Source organism: Amycolatopsis sp. QT-25 (assembly GCF_029369745.1).
Classification (GTDB): domain Bacteria; phylum Actinomycetota; class Actinomycetes; order Mycobacteriales; family Pseudonocardiaceae; genus Amycolatopsis.
In genome coordinates, this window is sequence record NZ_CP120210.1 from 7,515,806 (window position 1) to 7,533,170 (window position 17,365).

Annotated in this window: 23 protein-coding genes; 1 reads left to right on the forward strand and 22 read right to left on the reverse strand. The window is 69.7% G+C overall.

Annotated elements, in window-relative coordinates; translation table 11 throughout:
* Nucleotides 1-6: 6 nt before the first annotated feature.
* The 18 genes from P3102_RS35275 to P3102_RS35360 form a co-directional block, all read right to left on the reverse strand.
* Nucleotides 7-894 carry a hypothetical protein gene (locus P3102_RS35275; protein WP_276364983.1) on the reverse strand — a complete coding sequence of 296 codons (888 nt, stop codon included), beginning with the start codon at nucleotides 892-894 and terminating at the stop codon, nucleotides 7-9.
* Nucleotides 894-3,044, reverse strand: coding sequence for a tape measure protein (locus P3102_RS35280; protein ID WP_276364984.1), 2,151 nt, complete (start codon nucleotides 3,042-3,044; stop codon nucleotides 894-896). Before P3102_RS35280 ends, P3102_RS35275 begins: the two co-directional genes overlap by 1 nt.
* Before the next feature lie 134 nt (nucleotides 3,045-3,178).
* Nucleotides 3,179-3,631, reverse strand: a complete 453-nt coding sequence (locus P3102_RS35285; protein ID WP_276364985.1) for a hypothetical protein — start codon at nucleotides 3,629-3,631, stop codon at nucleotides 3,179-3,181.
* A gap of 5 nt (nucleotides 3,632-3,636) precedes the next feature.
* Nucleotides 3,637-4,128, reverse strand: a complete 492-nt coding sequence (locus P3102_RS35290; RefSeq protein ID WP_276364986.1) for a hypothetical protein — start codon at nucleotides 4,126-4,128, stop codon at nucleotides 3,637-3,639.
* Nucleotides 4,129-4,539 (reverse strand): phage tail tube protein, encoded by a 411-nt coding sequence (locus P3102_RS35295; RefSeq protein WP_276364987.1) that lies wholly within the window; start codon nucleotides 4,537-4,539, stop codon nucleotides 4,129-4,131.
* Between the two features lie 20 nt (nucleotides 4,540-4,559).
* Entirely contained in the window at nucleotides 4,560-5,294 is a 735-nt protein-coding gene (locus P3102_RS35300) for a hypothetical protein (RefSeq protein ID WP_276364988.1), read from the reverse strand.
* 2 nt (nucleotides 5,295-5,296) lie between these two features.
* The gene (locus P3102_RS35305) at nucleotides 5,297-5,707 is read right to left on the reverse strand and encodes a hypothetical protein (protein ID WP_276364990.1); all 411 of its coding nucleotides are present in this window, start codon (nucleotides 5,705-5,707) and stop codon (nucleotides 5,297-5,299) included.
* Nucleotides 5,708-5,716: 9 nt separating this feature from the next.
* On the reverse strand, nucleotides 5,717-6,316 hold the full coding sequence (locus P3102_RS35310) for a phage gp6-like head-tail connector protein (protein ID WP_276364992.1): 600 nt from the start codon (nucleotides 6,314-6,316) through the stop codon (nucleotides 5,717-5,719).
* Between the two features lie 5 nt (nucleotides 6,317-6,321).
* Nucleotides 6,322-6,609 carry a hypothetical protein gene (locus P3102_RS35315; RefSeq protein WP_276364993.1) on the reverse strand — a complete coding sequence of 96 codons (288 nt, stop codon included), beginning with the start codon at nucleotides 6,607-6,609 and terminating at the stop codon, nucleotides 6,322-6,324.
* Nucleotides 6,610-6,702: 93 nt separating this feature from the next.
* Complete coding sequence (locus tag P3102_RS35320) at nucleotides 6,703-8,103, reverse strand: phage major capsid protein (protein ID WP_276364994.1); 1,401 nt, start codon at nucleotides 8,101-8,103, stop codon at nucleotides 6,703-6,705.
* A gap of 142 nt (nucleotides 8,104-8,245) precedes the next feature.
* Nucleotides 8,246-9,004 carry an HK97 family phage prohead protease gene (locus P3102_RS35325; RefSeq protein ID WP_276364995.1) on the reverse strand — a complete coding sequence of 253 codons (759 nt, stop codon included), beginning with the start codon at nucleotides 9,002-9,004 and terminating at the stop codon, nucleotides 8,246-8,248.
* Nucleotides 9,001-10,164 carry a phage portal protein gene (locus tag P3102_RS35330; RefSeq protein ID WP_276364996.1) on the reverse strand — a complete coding sequence of 388 codons (1,164 nt, stop codon included), beginning with the start codon at nucleotides 10,162-10,164 and terminating at the stop codon, nucleotides 9,001-9,003. Before P3102_RS35330 ends, P3102_RS35325 begins: the two co-directional genes overlap by 4 nt.
* Nucleotides 10,161-10,376 carry a hypothetical protein gene (locus tag P3102_RS35335; protein ID WP_276364997.1) on the reverse strand — a complete coding sequence of 72 codons (216 nt, stop codon included), beginning with the start codon at nucleotides 10,374-10,376 and terminating at the stop codon, nucleotides 10,161-10,163. Before P3102_RS35335 ends, P3102_RS35330 begins: the two co-directional genes overlap by 4 nt.
* 14 nt (nucleotides 10,377-10,390) lie before the next feature.
* Entirely contained in the window at nucleotides 10,391-11,785 is a 1,395-nt protein-coding gene (locus P3102_RS35340; protein ID WP_276364998.1) for a terminase family protein, read from the reverse strand.
* Nucleotides 11,786-11,932: 147 nt separating this feature from the next.
* Nucleotides 11,933-12,481 carry a hypothetical protein gene (locus P3102_RS35345; protein WP_276364999.1) on the reverse strand — a complete coding sequence of 183 codons (549 nt, stop codon included), beginning with the start codon at nucleotides 12,479-12,481 and terminating at the stop codon, nucleotides 11,933-11,935.
* A gap of 169 nt (nucleotides 12,482-12,650) precedes the next feature.
* Nucleotides 12,651-13,106, reverse strand: a complete 456-nt coding sequence (locus P3102_RS35350) for a dephospho-CoA kinase (RefSeq protein WP_276365000.1) — start codon at nucleotides 13,104-13,106, stop codon at nucleotides 12,651-12,653.
* A gap of 11 nt (nucleotides 13,107-13,117) precedes the next feature.
* Nucleotides 13,118-13,264, reverse strand: a complete 147-nt coding sequence (locus P3102_RS35355; RefSeq protein ID WP_276365001.1) for a hypothetical protein — start codon at nucleotides 13,262-13,264, stop codon at nucleotides 13,118-13,120.
* A gap of 48 nt (nucleotides 13,265-13,312) precedes the next feature.
* Nucleotides 13,313-13,588 (reverse strand): HNH endonuclease signature motif containing protein, encoded by a 276-nt coding sequence (locus tag P3102_RS35360; protein WP_276365002.1) that lies wholly within the window; start codon nucleotides 13,586-13,588, stop codon nucleotides 13,313-13,315.
* A gap of 401 nt (nucleotides 13,589-13,989) precedes the next feature.
* On the opposite strand from P3102_RS35360, the gene P3102_RS35365 reads away from it, so the two are divergent.
* Nucleotides 13,990-14,949, forward strand: coding sequence for a hypothetical protein (locus tag P3102_RS35365; protein WP_276365003.1), 960 nt, complete (start codon nucleotides 13,990-13,992; stop codon nucleotides 14,947-14,949).
* Between the two features lie 3 nt (nucleotides 14,950-14,952).
* Here P3102_RS35365 and P3102_RS35370 read toward each other — a convergent pair whose 3' ends face one another.
* From P3102_RS35370 to P3102_RS35385, 4 genes are read right to left on the reverse strand one after another with little or no spacing between them, the layout of a single operon-like run.
* Nucleotides 14,953-15,678 carry a hypothetical protein gene (locus tag P3102_RS35370; protein ID WP_276365004.1) on the reverse strand — a complete coding sequence of 242 codons (726 nt, stop codon included), beginning with the start codon at nucleotides 15,676-15,678 and terminating at the stop codon, nucleotides 14,953-14,955.
* The gene (locus P3102_RS35375; protein ID WP_276365005.1) at nucleotides 15,675-16,031 is read right to left on the reverse strand and encodes a hypothetical protein; all 357 of its coding nucleotides are present in this window, start codon (nucleotides 16,029-16,031) and stop codon (nucleotides 15,675-15,677) included. Before P3102_RS35375 ends, P3102_RS35370 begins: the two co-directional genes overlap by 4 nt.
* A complete protein-coding gene (locus P3102_RS35380; RefSeq protein ID WP_276365006.1) occupies nucleotides 16,028-16,255 on the reverse strand; it encodes a hypothetical protein in 228 nt (75 codons plus the stop codon). The genes P3102_RS35375 and P3102_RS35380 overlap by 4 nt, the downstream gene beginning before the upstream one ends.
* Entirely contained in the window at nucleotides 16,252-17,265 is a 1,014-nt protein-coding gene (locus P3102_RS35385; protein ID WP_276365007.1) for a hypothetical protein, read from the reverse strand. The genes P3102_RS35380 and P3102_RS35385 overlap by 4 nt, the downstream gene beginning before the upstream one ends.
* Nucleotides 17,266-17,365 lie beyond the last annotated feature (100 nt).

Here is a 17,365-nt window from a genome sequence, read left to right on the forward strand (position 1 = left end):
CTGCTTTTACTGGTAGGCGTCGTGCCAGGTGGCGCGAAGTTCGGCGGCCGGGTCGTAGACGCCGCCGGTGAACTGGATCCGGGTCGGCTCGCCGGGTTCGAGCGGTGTCCACTGCGCGACGAACAGCCGTTGCCGCACGCTCACGCCGTTGATCTCGACGGTGCGGGATCCGGGCGCGGTGTCGATCCGCAGTGTTTGCCCGTCGAGGACGGTCCACGCGGGATCGAACATCAGGATGCGGCCGCCGTAGATGATCTGTGGTCCGGGCACCGGGCCGTCGATCTCGAGCACCGGCCACGTGGGCACGTGCCCGCCGTTGGTGGCGATGGCCTGCCCGCCGGTGGTGCCGGGACCGAAGTCGAGCCCGCCCCCGCCGAAGTCGAGCCCGCCGAATCCGAAGTCGAGCCCGCCACCGGCAGGCACCGCGAGCCGCGTGGAGACCGTCTTCTCGGCCACGCTGTAGAGCCGCGGGTCGTTGGCCTCCCAGGAGACCGCACCGGCGACGTAGCCGACGTTGGCGTACTTGAGGTCAGTCGGGGTCGACCGGCGCTTGACGCGGGCGTTCACGAGCACGGGTAGCCCGTCGAGCTGGATCACCAACGGTTCGTTGCCGGGGTTCTCGCCCGGTGCGGTGATCCGGCGCAGGGTGTCCAGCGCGGCCGGTAGTCCGGGATGGTCGCCGCGGTAGATCCATTCCCACACGACCTCGCGGTCGGTGGAGAGCAGCTGACCGAGGTAGCTGCCGTGGTAGCCGGGCAGCGCGGTGTTTCCGCCGCGCTGCCCCGGCAGGTCCCACACACCCGCTATCCGGGTGGTGCCGAACACGGTGTCGCTGCCGAGCAGGGTGCCGCGCCACTCGAGCTGACCGTCGAGGGTCACCAGCTCGCCCGCCATCAGTAACCCCCGCTCTTGGAAAACCAGTCGAGATCGGCCGCGACCTCGCCGGGCGAGGCGTTCGCGGGCGGGTGGTAGTTCTCGATGTGGACCAGCGACCGGCCGCCGGATCCGCCGGCGGCCGCGGTCGCGCCGGGCGGGCCGCCACCGGCCGCGCCGTACCCGGCGCCGAGCGTCCCGCCGAGACCGCCCGCACTGGCGGCGATCGACGGGCCGATCGTGCGCACGAACCCCTGCACGAGACCGAAGTTCTCGACCAGGGATTCGTGAAAGCCGCGCATGATCGCCTCACCGGCGGGCTGCAGAATCGTCCGGTCATACGACAATGGGCCCTTGTGCGCGGCAATCCACGACGCGATGCCGCCCACGAAATCGGTCACGGCGCCCCACGCGTTCTTGAGACCCCGCAGGAAACCGTCGAGGATCGCACGTCCGGCACCGACCAGCAGTCCGCCGAGATCGCCGAGCGCGCCGACGATTCGTCCGGGGATGCTGGCCACAAAGCTGACCGCTTCATCCCATCGGATGCGGATCCAGCGGGTGACCTCGCCGAACCACCCGGAGATCTTGCCCGGCAAGGAACCGAACCAGGAGATGGCCGCGGCGATCCCGTCGATGGCGCGGGAGGTCAGCCCCTTGACGAATTCCCAGGCACCGCCGAAAACATCGACGACGAATTTCACGACGGCGCCGAGCAGTTGCAGGCTGAACGCGTGGAATTGCACGATGTGCCCGAGCAGGAACGTCAGCGCGGGCGCCAGGAGATTGATCAGGAACGCGGCGAGTTCGGCGACCAGGGTGATGATCGGCGTGAGCGCGAGGACCAGTTCGGCGATCGGCGGTAGCAGCTGCACCAGCGGTGGTAGCAGCTGCACAAAGGCGCCGATGAGCGCGCCGAGCACGGGCGATATCGCTTGCAGGATTTGGAGAATCGCTGTGCCGAGGGTGGACGCGAGCTGACCGAGAACCGGCAGGACCGGCATGATGGCGGCGGCGAGCTGCCGCAGGGTGTCGGCCGCGAACTGCGAGATCAGGGTCATGATCTGCGAGACGATCGGCACCAGCTGGACCAGGATCGGCGCGAGCGCGCTAGCGAACTGCGCGGCGATCTCGGCGATGGCAGGCACCAACGGCAGGATCGGCGCCAGCAGCGACAAGAACGCGGGCACCAACGGCGTGACGGCCTGCAGTACTTGCGTCAGCGCCGGGATCAGCGATCCGGTGAGCAGCCCGCCGAGCTGCGTAAAGATCTCGGTCACGGCCGGTCCGGCTGCCTCGAACACCCCGACCAGCGCGTCGGCGAGCGGGCCGAGGGCCGTAGCGACCTGGACAAAGACGGGGCCGAGCTGCTGAATGACCGGGATCAGCGCGCCCGCTAGCCCGTCCACGAGGGACACGATCACGGGCAGCAGCGCCTCAAGGATCGGGCCTCCTGCTTGGGCGAGGGTCGCGAGGACGGAACCGACCGTGGCGAGGATGTCGCCGAGCGCGGGGCCGAGCGCCGAGAACGCCTGTCCGACCGCGGAGGCGGCAGGAGCCAGATTCGCCGCGAACTGACCGACACCCGCGCCGAGTGAGGTCAGGAAGTTTGCCAGTCCGTCGAACACCGGTCCGGCCGAGGTGATCGCGGTCAGCAGCCCCGGCATGGCCTGCGACGCGAAACCGGTGATGCCGTCGGTGAGGGTGGTCAGGTAGGGGCCGACCGCCGAGAACGCCTGTCCGATCGACGGCGCCAGTTCGTCGAACGTCCCTCGCAGCTGCCCGGCGATCTCCGCGAAGTACGGAACCAACGGGGCCGCGAGGCTGGTCAGCTGCTGTTTGACGTGCGAGCCCAGCGAGCTGAACGCCTGCGCGACCACGGCGTTTTCCTTGAGCACCAGGGCGCCGAGACCGGCGAACGCGAGCGGTACCGCGGCGAGCGCACCACCGGCCACCAGCGCACTCGCCGAGGCGACCGCCCCGAATTTCACGAACGTCTGAGTGAGTCCGAGGATGCTCTGCGCGTTGCTCTGCGCCATGCCCGCGGTGTACTCACCCGCCGAGCGCATCACCCCCGCCGTGACGAGTGCCTCCCGCCGGATCTCCCGGAACACACTCGACACGCCGTCACGGCCGAGGATGTCGAACAGCAGGGACGTATCGGAGGCCATGACACCCCCTCTGCGCTATGTAGTTTTTTGTTGTGCCTCAATGATTTGGTCGATGTAGGCACATGCCGCGTGGAACTGCGAGACCGTCAACAGCCCCAGTTCCCACGGTCGGATGTGCAGCACCTCGGCGATTTTCAGGCAGTACTTACGGCCTTTTTCTTCGAGGGCGCTTTTCCCGCCGGGGCGGGCACCTCGTCCCCCTGGCCCTCGCCGTCGTCGCTCTTGTCAAGCTGCGCCTTGAACGCTGCGACCGCGGCACGCCGTTTGTCTTCCGACAGACCGGTCGCGGTCTGCGCGGCGGCGTGCAGCTTCTCCAGCAGCTCACGGCCGAGGATGACCTCGACCTCGCCCGCACGGAAATCGACGTCGTCGTAACGCAGCTCCTTGTGCTGCTGCCGCAGAACGTGCCACAGCGCTACCCGCTTCGCGCGGATGGATCCGGACATGAGCGCCTGCTGCAGCTCGTTGAGGCTGCCCTCGTACTTGCGCTCGAGATCCTCGGCCGCGGCGACCCGCAGGTCGTCCGGGTCGAAGTCGTACCGCTGCGCGGGCCCGTCGTCCGGGCTGTAGGCGATGACAAAACGCATGGGGTTCACACCTTTCGGGAGAGGCGACGCGCGGTGTCGTCCATCGCGTCGACCACGCGGCGGCGGGCGTCCATTGCCGCGCCGCGCATGGCGTCGTCGAACCAGTCGGGTTTGCCGATCTGGTGGGATTCGGTTCCGTGGTCCCAGTTCGGATGCGACCAACCGGCCGCGGAGTTCGTGCGCCGGGGCGCGTGGGTGAAGCCGCGGAGCTTGATGATTTTGGTGACGGCGCGGGCGCCGGCTGCTTTGCCGGACATCTTCGCGACGACTTGCACTTTCGAGGCGATCGCCGAGCGCAGCGACCGTCCGGGGTGCTTGGTCTGCGAGGGCATCGACCGGATGGCGGCGCGGGCCTGCTGCCGGGCCGGTTGCAGCGCGGTTCGCAAGTTCTTGGCGAGGTCCTTCCGTAGCTGCTTTCCGTCCTCTTCGGTGCGCAGGGCCCGCGCGATGTCGCGTAACCGCTTCTCCGGGCCCGACAGGTCCAGGTCGACCGGCATCTACGACACCGCGCGGGAGACCTGTCCCGACGTCGGCCATTCGATGTCCACTTCGGCCACGGATCCGACCTGTCCGGCGATCGGCGCCCACTTCTTGACCATCACCGTGCCGGTGTACTTGGGGTTGGACGGGCCGACCACGCCGTCGGACAGCCGCACCTCGAACGGCACGTTCGTGCCCAGCAGCGGCCACATGGTCGCGTCGAGCTCACCGGCGGCGATGTCCTGTTTGAACGTCGCCGACAAGCTGCCTTCCTTGAGCCCGCCGAGTACCTCTTTCCAGCCCAGCGACCGGAACGTCGTCGCGTCCTCGTCGGACACCTCGACACTGAGTTCGATTTTGCTCGAGTGTTCCGACACGTCGGTCGCGTTGATCGACAGGTACGACGCGAGCAGCACCATGTGCGGCATGGGGTTTTCTCCTTACAGGGTCAGGCGATGCCGAGGGCAACGACGAACAGGAACGACGGGGCGGTGCCGGTGATCGTCCATTGGGGACGGAACCACGTGTCGGTGATCGGGCCCGGTGCGCGGATGATCTGCCCGCCGAGCGCATCGGCGGCCGCGAACGACGCGACGTCGGCCGGGGAGGCGAACGTGTTGTCGACGTCGGACTCGATGCCGAGGGTGATCGACGGCGAGCCGGTGCCCGCGATCGACAGGACGTGAGCCGCGGCGTAGAGATGCTTTCCGGCGGGGACGGCGCCGACCTGGATCCCGGAACCGGTGCCGGTCGCGGTGCGGGCGGTGCCGGGCGGGTGTGCGACCTTGCCGCGGACCAGCGGCCACGACCCCTTGGCCTCGCCTTCCCACGGCGCGACCGCGCCGACCTGGTCGCCGAGCTTGTACTTGCCCGACATCGCCACCGTGAAGTAGGCGAGCGCGCCGAGGTCGGCCCGGTCCGGGCACGCCGTCCACGGGCCGAGCCCGCCGAGTTCGGACCACCGGGCATCGTCGACCCGTCCGGGGTCGCCCGCCTCCCACTGGCCCCCGCCGGACAACTCGGTCTCGGCGAGCCCGCCGATCACCTCTTTCCAGCCGCCCGAACCGAAGTTCGTCCGCGCCTCGTCGGACACCTCGGCGGACAGCTCGAGCTTGTTCGAGGATCCGGTGAGGTCGGCGCCGCCGGTGAACAACCGGCAGTTGAGCAGCACGAAATGCGACACGGTCAGTCCCCCCGCCCGATGATCAGCACGCGCCATTCGGCGCCGTAGAACTGAGTTGCGTTGTGCTCGTACAGCCCATAGCCCGAACAGCGCTGCACCCGCACGGCGTCGCACACCCCACCGAGCGACGGGTCGGCCTCGAGCGCCTGTTTGACCGAGAGCGGGCCCGCGCCGCGCAGGTAGCCGTCGAGCTGTTCCTGCCCGGTGCGGTCGGTCGCGTGCGACACCAGCAGGCGACACGTCAGGTAGACGGTGTCCATGCCGCGGCCGAATGTGGTGTCGTACTCGACCTCGACCTCGGCGACGAACCACGCGGGCGGGCTGATCGCGTCCGGGACGAACGGGAAACAGCGCAACCCCCCGATCGTGCCGACGGCGGCCGCGGCGGCGGTCTTCACTGCGGAGATATCCACCGATTCCCCCTATCCAAATCCGGGGAGCACGAACGGCGAGATCAGCGCGGCGACGTCCGGGTCGGTGCGGCTGACCCGGATGAGTCCCCACTCGGCCGACCCGCTGATCCCTTCCGGGCTGTCCTTGCGCCGATACAGGCGGGCGGCCTGCAGCAACGTGGCCTGCACGATGTCGTCGGGCACTTCCGGCCATCCCCACACCGCGGTGACCCGCACGCGCCCGGTCGCGCCGTGCGGCCACATCCGATCCGTGGCCACCCCGGTGTGCGGCCAACCGGGTTCCGGGGCGAGCGGGGACAACTCGAACTGCGTCACCGGCGTGAACGTCCCGTAGGCGTAGCCGTCCTCGACGACCACCCCGCCGGGTGTGGCGATGTCGCCGGTGAGCAGCAGGTTGCCCTCGGGGGCGAACAACGTCCGCCCCACGATCGGGAACGTCTTCGCGGTGGCGGTGTCGTCCCGGTAGAAGCGCCGGCCGCAGACCCGGTCGATCCCGCGCGACGCGGTCGCCAGATGCCGGGCGAGGTCGTCGTCTTCGCTGGTGTCGGTCGCCGGGATGTTGAGCGCCTTTTTGAGCGGCGCCAAGGTGGCGTAGACGGTCTCGGCCATCGCGGTTACCGGGTCTGCTGACGCTTCGCGGTGGCCGGCTTCGGATCCTTAGGCGCGTCGCCGCCCGGCGGGACCGGTGCGGCGGCCTCGGCCTCGGCCGGTGCCGTGTACCCGCGCAGCGCGAGTTGCTCGTCGACGGCCTTGACCCGGTCGGCCATGCCGCCCCGACCGGCGTAGGCGGCGCGTTCGCGCAGCAGCGCGGCGATCATCGCGTCGTCGGTCGCCGACGTGGCGTTGCCCGGCGCGGTGCCCTCCGGCGCGGCGACGGCGGGGGCCTGGTCCTCGTTGCTCATTCCGCTTTCCTTCCTGCGACAGGGTGAAACGCGCAACGGCGAGCACGGTCCGGTATGGACGGTGCTCGCCGCTGCAGGTGGACGGGGGGTGGATCAGACCCCGGTGAACGCGGGCGTGATCAGCCCGGTGCCGGAGATCTTGCGGGCGTGCGCGTAGCGGGTGTGGGTGAAGGCGTAGTAGCCGTAGACCACCAGGACGATGCCGAGGGATTCGGCCTTGGCCTGTTCCGCACGGATGAGCACCGGCGCGTCCGGGTCCTCCCACAGGTGGAACTCGTTCTTGTCGCCGATGTAGATCTCGTCTTCGTTCGTGCCCGCGCCGAGGTTGGTGGCGATGTTGTTGTCGACCAGCACCGGGGTGCCGTTGGGCAGCACGCCGCGGATGCCGCTGCCGTACCGTTCGGCGTAGTTCGCGCCGAGGGTCTTCTCGACGATGCCGGGCTGCGAGATGAGCGGCCACTTGGTGCTCATGGCGTTCTGCAGCCAGTACCAGCGGCGGGAGTGCATCACGGCGATGTTCTCGCCGGACGCGACGTCGAGCAGCGAACCCTCGACCCCGGCGAGCGCCTCGGGGATCTTCGGGTACAGCTCCTCGGCCGTCGGGGTGGCGTCGGTGTAGGTGACCGGCGTCGCGACCGCGGAGAGACCGACCGTGGCGAGGTTGATCGTTTTCGAGTCGACGTTCGCGTGATACCGCTTGTACAGGTCCTCGACGATCGTGTCGTCGACCCGCACGCCACGGTCGACACCCTGGCGCGACACGGTCTGACGGCCGGCCGCGGTGCGAACCGGGAACGTCAGCAGCGTGTCGTCGTAGTCGGTCTCGGACACGGCACTGTTCTCGGTGGCCTGGTCGTCCACGCTCGTGCCGGTGGTGCCGCGGCCGAGGCTCACGGTCATGCCGGTTTCCGGCAGGTCGTGGTGTCGGCAGGCGTCGGCGAACGGGCGGCCGGTGGTGGCCATCGGCGCGTACATGTCGATGAGGTACTGCGGGACCACCAGCCCGGAGAACGCGCCGGTACCGACGGCGCGTTTCTGCGCGCCCTCGAGCTGCGCGCCCCGTTCGACCTGTTCCTCGTTCATGTGGCGGGCGAGGCGGGCCTGCGCGCCGTAGTCGCCGATGAACGCGGCCGCGACGTCACGGGCGAAACCGGCGCCCTTGCGGTCCTCGTCGGCGCGGTAGGTGCGTTCCTCGGTGCCGACGCGCGCGGTCTGGTCGTAGGCGGGGCGCGGGGCGCCGGGGTTGGTCTCGCGCTGCAACCGGTCGGCTGCGTCGTCGCGGGCCTGTTCCGCCTCGAGGTCGGCGACCCGCGCCTGCAGGGCGTCGAGTTCGGTGTCGAGATCGTCCTTGGCCTTGCGAGCTTCGGTGACCTTGACCTCGTCGACCGTGTCCTGTGAACGCAGTTCGGCGAGCGTCGAGGCGAATCCGTTGCGCTGCTCCAGTTTGGCGGCCATCTGGCCCCGGAGCTGCGCGATGAGCTGAGCGAGCGTCATGTCGACGTCGTCCTCCCTCCCGCGTGGCGGGGATCGTTGTTCTGTCGGATGGCCCTGCGGGCAGCAGGCGGTGACACCCAGACCAGGCCACGCGGGCGCGGTGCGGGGTTCCTTACGCGAAGCAGCAGGGAAAGCGCGCCGTCTATAGGCGGCGCATCCTCGTGTCCTCGTCGGTGATGAGGACACGAGACGGTGCGGGGGTCGTGGTGAAACGGGCCTGCAGCGCGGCGAGCGCGGCGCGGGCCTGGTCGTCGTCGAGCGCGCGCAGCGCCTCGAGCGGATCCGCGGCGCGCATCCCGGCGCCGGCGGTGTGCGGGTTGGCGCCGTAGCCGACGATCGCGACGTCGCCGCGGTGCAGGTCGAACGCGTTGATCCGGTATTCGCTGTAGTCCGGCGACCACTGCCCGGACGTGATCCGGAACTTAAACGACATCTCGTCGACCAGCCCGGCGCGCAGCTTGGGCACGATGTAGGCCACGTCCTGGTCCTCGCGGTCGAGGTTCGGCGCGAGGACACGCAGCCCCTCGTCGGACTCGGTCAGCTGCAGCGACCCGTTGGTCGTGCGCGCGATGCGGCGCAAGTCCTGGTGCTGCAGCACGAGCGGCACGTCGAGGTCGGCGCGGGCAAGGCTTTCACTCGCCGCACCGGCGGACACCACTTCCGTGTAGGGACCGTAGTAGTCCCACATCTCATAGCCGCGGTCGTACACCGTGGCGAATCCGTCGAACTCGAGCCCGCCACCGGTCGCGGAGTCGCGCAGCTGCAGCCCGCGCAGCTGCGCCGACACGCGCGGCGGCGTGGTGTCGTGTTCGGCCGCGCGCCGCTGCGAGGGCCGGTCAGCCCGCGCGGCAACGGCGCGGCTGCGTTCGGCGGCCGCGGCCGCGCGAGACTCGGGGGTCATGTCGTCGCTCCTGACTCTGCAGTAGTGGGCTGCGTGCGGGGGTTGCCGAACAGCCGGTCGAACTCGGCGAGCTGCTCGTCGGTGAACGGCATCCGGTTTTCCAGCGCGCGGGCCTCGGACGGCGCGAGCTGCCGCGTGGCGATCTGCTTACCGATCACCTCGGCGCGGGTCTGCGGGTCCATCCGCAACAGCGCGTCGCTGTTGAGCTTCACGAACCGCGGCCGCGGCAACAGGTCCGACAGCGCGGACTCGCGACGGAAGATGGCCGGGCCGATATTCATGATGAGCAGCTGCAGGTTGCGTTGACTGATCGACGCGTACGTGATCGACCCGGTGGCGACCGCGCCGTCGATGACGTCGGCCGGACATCCGAAGAACCGGGCGATATCGACGATCCCGAACTGCTGCACCTGCAGGAAATTCGCGTCCGAGGCCATCGCCTGGATCGGCTGGTATTCCCAGTCCTTGCCGTGCACGAACAGGTCACGGTTGGCGACGGATGCTTTGAACCGCTGCTTAATCGCGGTCGCCTCCACCGGGCTGACCGTCTTCTCGGTGTTGCGAAGTTCGCCGGCGGGGATCGCGCCGTCGGTGAACCAGTCGAGCGCGAACTGCTGCGCCGAGAGGTACTGACCGATGCTCATGGCCGAGTAGGAGGTCGGCGACAGTCCGATCGGGAGACCGGCGACGGTGAACTGCTTTTCGTGCCAGATCTGGGCAGGCGTGTACTTCTGCCGACGGATCCGGTAGTGGTCGATCTGGCCGTCGATGATCCGCACGGTGACCTCGCCGAGGTCGACCAGCTCAATCCGCGCAGGAAGGCCAAGACCGTCGAACGCGGTGATGATGCCGAACGTGTTGCCCGCGCGGTCGAGGTCGACCTGCGTCGAGTACAGGAACTCGTGCAGCTTCATCCGCTCGCCGCCCGGCGCGACCAGCACGGGCGGTTTCTTCGTCTCGACCTGGATCCCGTCCACCATGCGGTAGGCGTCGACCGGCATCGTGGAAATCAGGTCGCCGCGCAGCCGCAGGCACGCCCATACCGCACTGTGCTGCATCGCGGTCTTGTTGGTGACCACGGCCGTACCGGTGCGGCCGGACACCGGCCGTGCGGGGATCTGCGAGTCGTCCACGGTGGACGCGCGAGAGAACAGGCTCACCGGCGACCACCCCCGCGAAACCTCTGCCACCACACGGGCGCGGCGGCCGGCGTGCCGATCCACACCGCGACCCGCGACCCGGCAAGCAGCAAGGCACCGACCGGGCCGAGCGTGGCCCACCCGATCAGCGGGAACAGCGCGGCACCGATCCCGGCGGCGACCAGCAACAGCCCGGCGAGGTCGAGCAGCGTCGTGACCAGCTCACGCGACATCCGAGATTCTCCTTTCACCACACCGAATCCAGCACGTCGTAGTCATCGATCACCAGGTGCGCGCGGCTCTCGTATGCCCACCGGGCAACGGTTCCGCCCACCAGCGGCGCGATATTCGAGTCGCTCGTGCGGCGGGCCCATGCCCACGCGTCGCCGAGCGGGCGAGTACGTGCGCCGGTCAACGCCTCGTTGAGCGGTCGCTGATTGAGATGACGCAGGCGGTCGTGCTCCACTGCATCGGCGAACGCGCCGCACGATGCGGCGAACTCCCTAGCCGTCGGGATCGCGAGCTGCCCGCGCCCCGGCTTCATCGGATCCTTCGGTGTCGTGAATCCGGCATTGTTGAGCGAAACAAGCAGCGACCCGGCGGGCCCTGCCACGTCGAGACCGACCGCGATGGGGTTGTGCCGGTCGCGCAGTTCGACCAGCCGCTCGACCACGCCGTCGGTGCCGTCGCGCAGCTCGCTCACCTCGACGTGCCCGCGGCCATCCGGGCGGTGCCCGTAGGCCATGATCGCGGTTTTCTGTCGGTCCGGTGTGATATCGACCGCGAGCGCCACGTCGGCCGCGGTCGATCGCGCGTCGTGCCGGTCCGCCCACCACTTGGTGGGCACGTTCGGGTCGTCGGCGACGACCACCACTTTCGTGACGTTGAGGTAGGCGCGGTCGAACTCGCCCGCCTCCATCTTGCCCCGCTCGCTGCGCACGGCGGCCTCGGCGACGGTATGGCCGAGCGCGGGCATACACGACCACCAGGTCGCCGGGTCGTCCCGGTCGTAGACGTCGCCGACGGTCCAGTCGAACACGGCGAACGTGGACGGCTCGCCCGCCTCGACGATCGCGCGGCCGCGCTTGCGCTTGCCGTTGAGGAAATGCGACTTCGCGAGCGTGCCCGCGGTGGACACCAACCACTGTTGCGGTTGCGGCCGCGTGATCATCGCCGGAGAGAACGCCTGTTCCAACCGGGAATCCTCGAGCGCGAACGCCTCGTCAATCGTGCCGTCGTCGAGCGTCTCGCCGTGGCCGGCGGTCTCGGTGTTCGAGGTGATCCCGTGCCGCGACCCGTTGCGCCACCGGATCGCCTCGTTGCCGTTGACCTTGCGCACGGTGTAGCGGCCCCGGAAACGCTGCGCAGCGTCGAGCGCGGCCACGTGTTCCTCTTCCCACTTCTTACGGGCCGAGAGACGGTTCTGCGCCGAATAGAGGATGTTCTGCCGCGGCCACGCGTTCGCCCGCCACACCATCTTGGCGAGCAACAGCGTGGTCTTGCCCGACTGCCGGGGCACCATCAGCAGGATGTCGCGGTAGGCCAGACGTCCGGTGACGGGGTCGACCTCGAGCGCGACGTCGGCGACGTAGCGCTGCCACGGCATGAACGGTGTCCCGAACGCCTCGGCGATCCGCGCCACCTTGGGCCCGTAGGTCTTCCGTGACGGGTCGCGCGGCGTTCCCCACCGGGGAACACACCGCAGCCCGTATAGGTCGAGCAGCTGCGCCCTCAGGGCTTCTGTTCGGTCCTCTTCGGACAGCGGCACGCGGGGACCTCCCCTCGTGAGCTACTCCGGGTCGCCGAGGTCGCCGAACTCGTCGTCGTCATCCGGCGCCGTGCGCACGGCTACGGCGTCGGTCAGCGCCTTGAGCGTCGCCCGTAGTTCCTTGGCGAGCGGCGGTATCGGGAATTCGTCGGCGCCGCGGTCGACCGCGGCCGCGAGGGCGTAGGCGAGTTCGGCGAGCGCCGGTTCGGTGTCGGCGAGGTCGCCGAGTGCGGCGATGTCCGCGCGCACCTGCCGCTCGAGCGTGCCCGTTTCCGCCGCGCAGCGCGGGCACTCCGGGGGCTCGTCGCCGCCGAGCAGCGCGGCGTGCTCGCCGAGCAGACCGAGCGGCGTCGTACCGGCCGCGGCGGCGATGAACCGCAGTTCGTCGACCGTGACCTCGCGCCGCCGGCGGCCGTCCTTGTCCGGGCGGCCGGTCTCGATGTAGCCGACCACGGCGGCCGAGAACGACTCCGGCGCGCCGCGCTCCCACGCGGCCGCGGCGAACTCGCCGCGCGTGAGCCCGGAGCGCTTGCGCGTCGCCCTGATCTCAGCGGCGATCACATCGCTCATCGTCGTGATCCGATCGGCCGTCAATATGATCACCCTCCGCCCATGTGTTTTATGCCGGGGAGAAATTCCGGGATGGTGGGCGCGGGGTCTCCCGTGCCCTCACGCCTAAAAAACCCAGGTCGGCGCGGTGCACATCGATGAGCGCGGCTGTGTCGCGTGTGGACAGTGGTCACCAGTCACGCGACGTCGCGAAGTGCTCGACCGGTTCCGGTTCCTCCGTGCTGGGCAGGTAGCGGGCGTACCACCGGTGGATGGCGGGCACGCTGCCCGGCGGCCGGCGGTCTGCTCGTGCGCGGCGTATGCACTCGTCGCGTCCGGGGTCGAGCAGGATCAATTCGGCGCGCAGCCGGTCGACCAGCGCGGCGCGCTGCGCCGCCACCGGCAGGGAGCGCACCACGTACACGATGCCCTCGCGGGCCTTGGCTATCCGGTCAAGCTCGAGCCGCATCACCTGTTCGGCCTGTCGGCTGTATGCCCTGCTGTGCAGCCACCGGCGCGGGCTACCAAGGGATCGGGCGATCTCGTCACGATCGAGCACGCGGCCGCCGTTCTTCTCGGCGAGCTTGTGCGCGAGCGTGGTCTTGCCCGCGCAGATCGGGCCCGCGATCACCACCACCTGCCGCACATGATCACCACCTACGTGAAGTTCTTGCGGAACTCGAACGGTCGCGCGGGCGAGGTGGTCTTGTGCACGGTCCAGACCGCGCCGCACGTCTCGCATTGCCATTGATCACCAGCGGTCGCGGTGTCCCGAAGCGCGGTGTTGAGGTTGTCCGGCGTCATGCACCGGTGCGGCCTCTGCTTCTGTCGTCTGACCCACGGCATGAACGGTCACCACTTCCGCGAAGTCGGCATCGGCGCCTCGTGCGCCCGGTTGCCGCGGCTCGAGTTGCAGGTGCGATGCGCCGGGCGCGCGTTGTCGAGGGTGTCCGGGCCGCCCCTGCTGCGCGGCACGATGTGGTCGGCGGTGAACGACATCTTGTGCCGGGCGGGCAGGTCCAGGTCGATCCGGTGCCCGCACAACCCGCACGCCGCACCGGAGGCTGCCGCGAGTTCGCGCAGCTGCGCCGTGACCCGGCGCCACGGGCGCCCGTTCGCCGAGGCCATCCACCCCACCCCGAAGAGTTGGGCGGGCCTCGGACACGTGGAGTCCGAACAGCGGCCCGGCGGCGACGGCGCACCCACATCAGCCATGACGTAGATCTCCTGAGGGCGGCGAAACGAGAGAAGCCCCGACCGGGTTCGGTCGGGGCTTCTTTTGGTGCCGAGTCCGGGCACACTTCGCCTAAGTGCCTCCAGTATGCAGAACGATCACGCCGTCTGTCGAACAGGGTTCGGTTACCGCGTGTCGCGCAGTGGCAGGTCGGTGCACGCCGCGGCGATCGCCTCGAGCGCGGTGAACGTCGGACGCCGGGCCGTCCACATTTGGTCCACAGTCCATGCACGGCATGGTGGAACGCTGGTCAACGACCGCGTCCGGCAGACCGGACCGCCAGGAAAGGAACGATGTGATCACCGCCGATAGCTTCCCCACTCCGCACCTCGCCCTACGCGACCCCGCCCAGGAGCAGCGGGTCCGACAGTTCGCCCAGCAACAGGCGAAATTCGCCGAGGCGATCCGTGTCCGTGTCGGCGCCGACTGGCGGGAACTGTCCCAGCCCCAGCGGATCGAGACCCTGCGCCGCACACGCCGGATCATCACCGAGTGGCGGTACGGCCTGGCGGCGGCCGCGCCGGGCCGACTCGGCGCCGGCAACCCGCTCGACCCCGAACGGTTCCGCACCCGGATCCGCGACGGGCAGCCGCGGATCGACCGGCTCGGCTACAGCGGGCGCCTCCGCCTCGGCGCGCAGTGGGACGAGGCCACCCGCACTTACGTGGGCGGTGAGACCACGCCCGCACACGAGATCATGCTGCGCTACGGCCAGGCCGCACACGAGCGGATGGACGCCGCCGGCGCCGGGGACGTCCTGGTCAACCAGGTGACGTTGCCGAACGGCCGCACGCTCGACGGCACCAGGCTGATGCGGGGCGAACAGGCACAGCGGATCGCCGCCGAACTGGTGGCCAGGTGCGCCGCCCGTGGCCGGGACGTGTCCCGGATGGAGACCGGCGGCGATCCGGTCTATCTGGTGACCGCGGACGAGCACGCCCGCGCGCTGATGGTCAACCACGCGCTGGCCCTGCTCGCGGCCGATCGGTCCCTCGACCCTGATCACGCCTTGCCTGCCGTGCAGGCGGCCTGCTATCTGCTGACTGAGGGACCGGAGATGTACAAGGGCGCCGACGCCTCTACCCGCGTGCCGGTCGTGGCGATCGGCGCGATACTCACCGGCCGCGCACTGATCCTGGAACAGGACATGGATCTTCGGTGCCTGGTCTACGGGCAGTCCGCGGCGACGGTGATGCCCGCTGACTTGAAATTGGCTTCGTCGAGGATGCCTCGGCGCGACGCAGATGGCGCGTAAGCACTACTCGACCACGTCGTCGGGCCGCCCGGTGTGGGTGACCGGGACTTCGGATCGGTGGCCGTTGCCCTCGACGCTGCTGCGCAGCCGTGGCCGCTGCGCCTGCTCCACGGTGAGCACGCCCTGCAGGAACTCGAGGTTTTCCGGCCCCCACACTTGCCCGCAGCCGAGGCAGGTGCAGCCGGTGCGCGCGTCGAGGGCGAGCGCCGGGGCCTGGACGAGTTCGCCGGTACTGGGGTCGAGGCGCCACACCATGCCCTGCCCGCACGCGGGGCACGCGGCGGCGATGTGCAGCCGCCGGGGCGGGTCGAGTAGTTCCTCGATCCGCTCGACCATGTATCGCAGCTCGAGCACAGCGGCCGCGACCTGGTGGACGTCGGCCCATCGCCCGGCGATGCCGGCGGCCGCCCGGATCCGGGACACGGCGTCAGCGTCCTGGACCAAGGTGTTGAAGTGCAGGGTTGCGGCCTCGCGGTCGAGGTGGCGCTGCAGGTCGGCCGCGGCGACCCGGATCGGGGCACCGGGCGAGCTGCCCGATGCCTTGCCGGTCTCGCCGCCGTGCGCGTGCGCCTGGCGCAGCTGCTCGAGCAACGACGGTTTGGTATGGGTGGTGGTGCTCATGTCGTCGCGGATCACCTTGAGAGTGATGGGGTCGGTGAGCTTGGCGGCAAGGGAGACGAGTTCGGTCTGCCACTGCCGCAGGGTCTTCGGGTCGGTCAGGTCGGTCACGGGCGGGTTCCCCTCGCGTTGATCGTGCGCGGCGGCCGAGGCTGCCGGGCGGGTCCGGTGTTGCGGGTACGGATGTGGTCGAGTGCGGCCGCGAACCGGTCGGCGGTGTCGAGGGCTGCGAGCGCGGGCACGGTGGCCTGCAGCGCCTCGGCGAGCGCGGCGAACGACTGGCCGATGCGGACGGCGGCGACCGCGACTCCGGGCACGATCGCGGCGAGCGTCGTCCGCGCGATCTCGTCGACCGTTCTCGCGTGGACGAACTGCGTCTCGGCGAAACGGCGCTGCCACGGCTCGAGGTCGACCACGGTCTCGATGACGTCGGCCGGGGCGGGGCGTTCGGGTTCGGTGCTCATTGAGGGTCACGCTTCTGTCGGTGGTGGTCGGCCGCCCGGATCCGTTTCCAGTGGGCGGGGGCACGCAGTGGTCGGTCGTCGGGGGTGAGGCACGGGCGGTCGGCGGGCTGCTGGCATTCGGGGCAGTCGACGGCGAGGGCGAGTTCGCGTTCCCGCTCGAGCAGTTCGCGCGCGGCGAGGTCGTCTAGCTCGCGGGCGTTGAACTGGCCTCGGTAGCGGGTCACCGGGGAATGTCCGGCGGTTGCGGGGGCGGGGGTGGTGTGGCGGTGCGGGTGTAGGGGTTGGGGGCTAGTTGGTCGCGGGGTGTGTCGGCGGGGCCCACGGTGGGGCGGTGGCCGTTGGGTCCTGCATCGCCTACGCGGTCCCGGTAGGTGGTGGGGCCTGTCTGGGGGGCTACCCCGTCCCGTCCCCTACCCGTCCCGGTAGTCATCGGGCCGGTGATTCCGTCGGTGATCATGGGGTTCTGTGGCTGGTTTTGGGCAGGGTCGGGCCTGGTGTTGGTGATGTTTTCCGCTGGTGGGACTTGGTTTCCGGCCGGGATGGTGTTCTGCGCGGGATCCGGGTCGGTTTCTGGTCGATCCGGTGATCGGTCGGTGATGGCCGGTTGATCCGGCGTTGATTCGGCGTTGATCGCGGCGAGGTTCGGCGGGGGCAGCAGGATGAGCCCGGCGGCCTCGGGGGTGCAGTCCTTTTTGCGTCCGTTGCAGCCGCGGCACGCGACGACCAGGTTGTCGGCACCGGCGGCGATCTTCGGGTCGACGTGGTCGAGCACGCCACCCGCGGGGGTCTTGCGGTCGGCCCACTTCACGGTGATGCCGCAGTACCGGCAGGCCATGCCGTCGCGGGCCTTGACCGCGGCCCGGAGTTCCTTGTCCTTGAGTTCGCGCGTCTTGGCGCGGTGCACGTCGTTCTCGGCGCGAGAGGGGTTCTCGTCGAGGAAGGCGTGCACCCAGTAGCCGCCGAGTTCGGCGTTCCACTTCTTTCCCTCGAGGCATCGGCACTCGTCGCCGGGCTGGTGGATCATCGGCGGGCCGTCGCCGAGACGGACGTTGGTCAACGCCTTGAGTTCGCGCCGTGTGGCGATCTGCCTCGCCTTGAGGGCGGGCAGCCACCCGTCGGTGCGCTGCGCGCTCGCGTACTGCTTGAGGCGCGTCAGGGCCCCGTACGCGCTATTGCCGACGGCGTGCACAAGAGGGTCGTCGTAGCCGACGTCGTTGAGCCTCAGCCACGGCATGAGGCACCGCCCGGAATACGCGCGGAAACCCGGCGCCGCGCGGGCGCCGGGTTGGCGGGGTCGTGCCGGTGGATCACGGGGTTTTCTCCTTGTCCCAGTT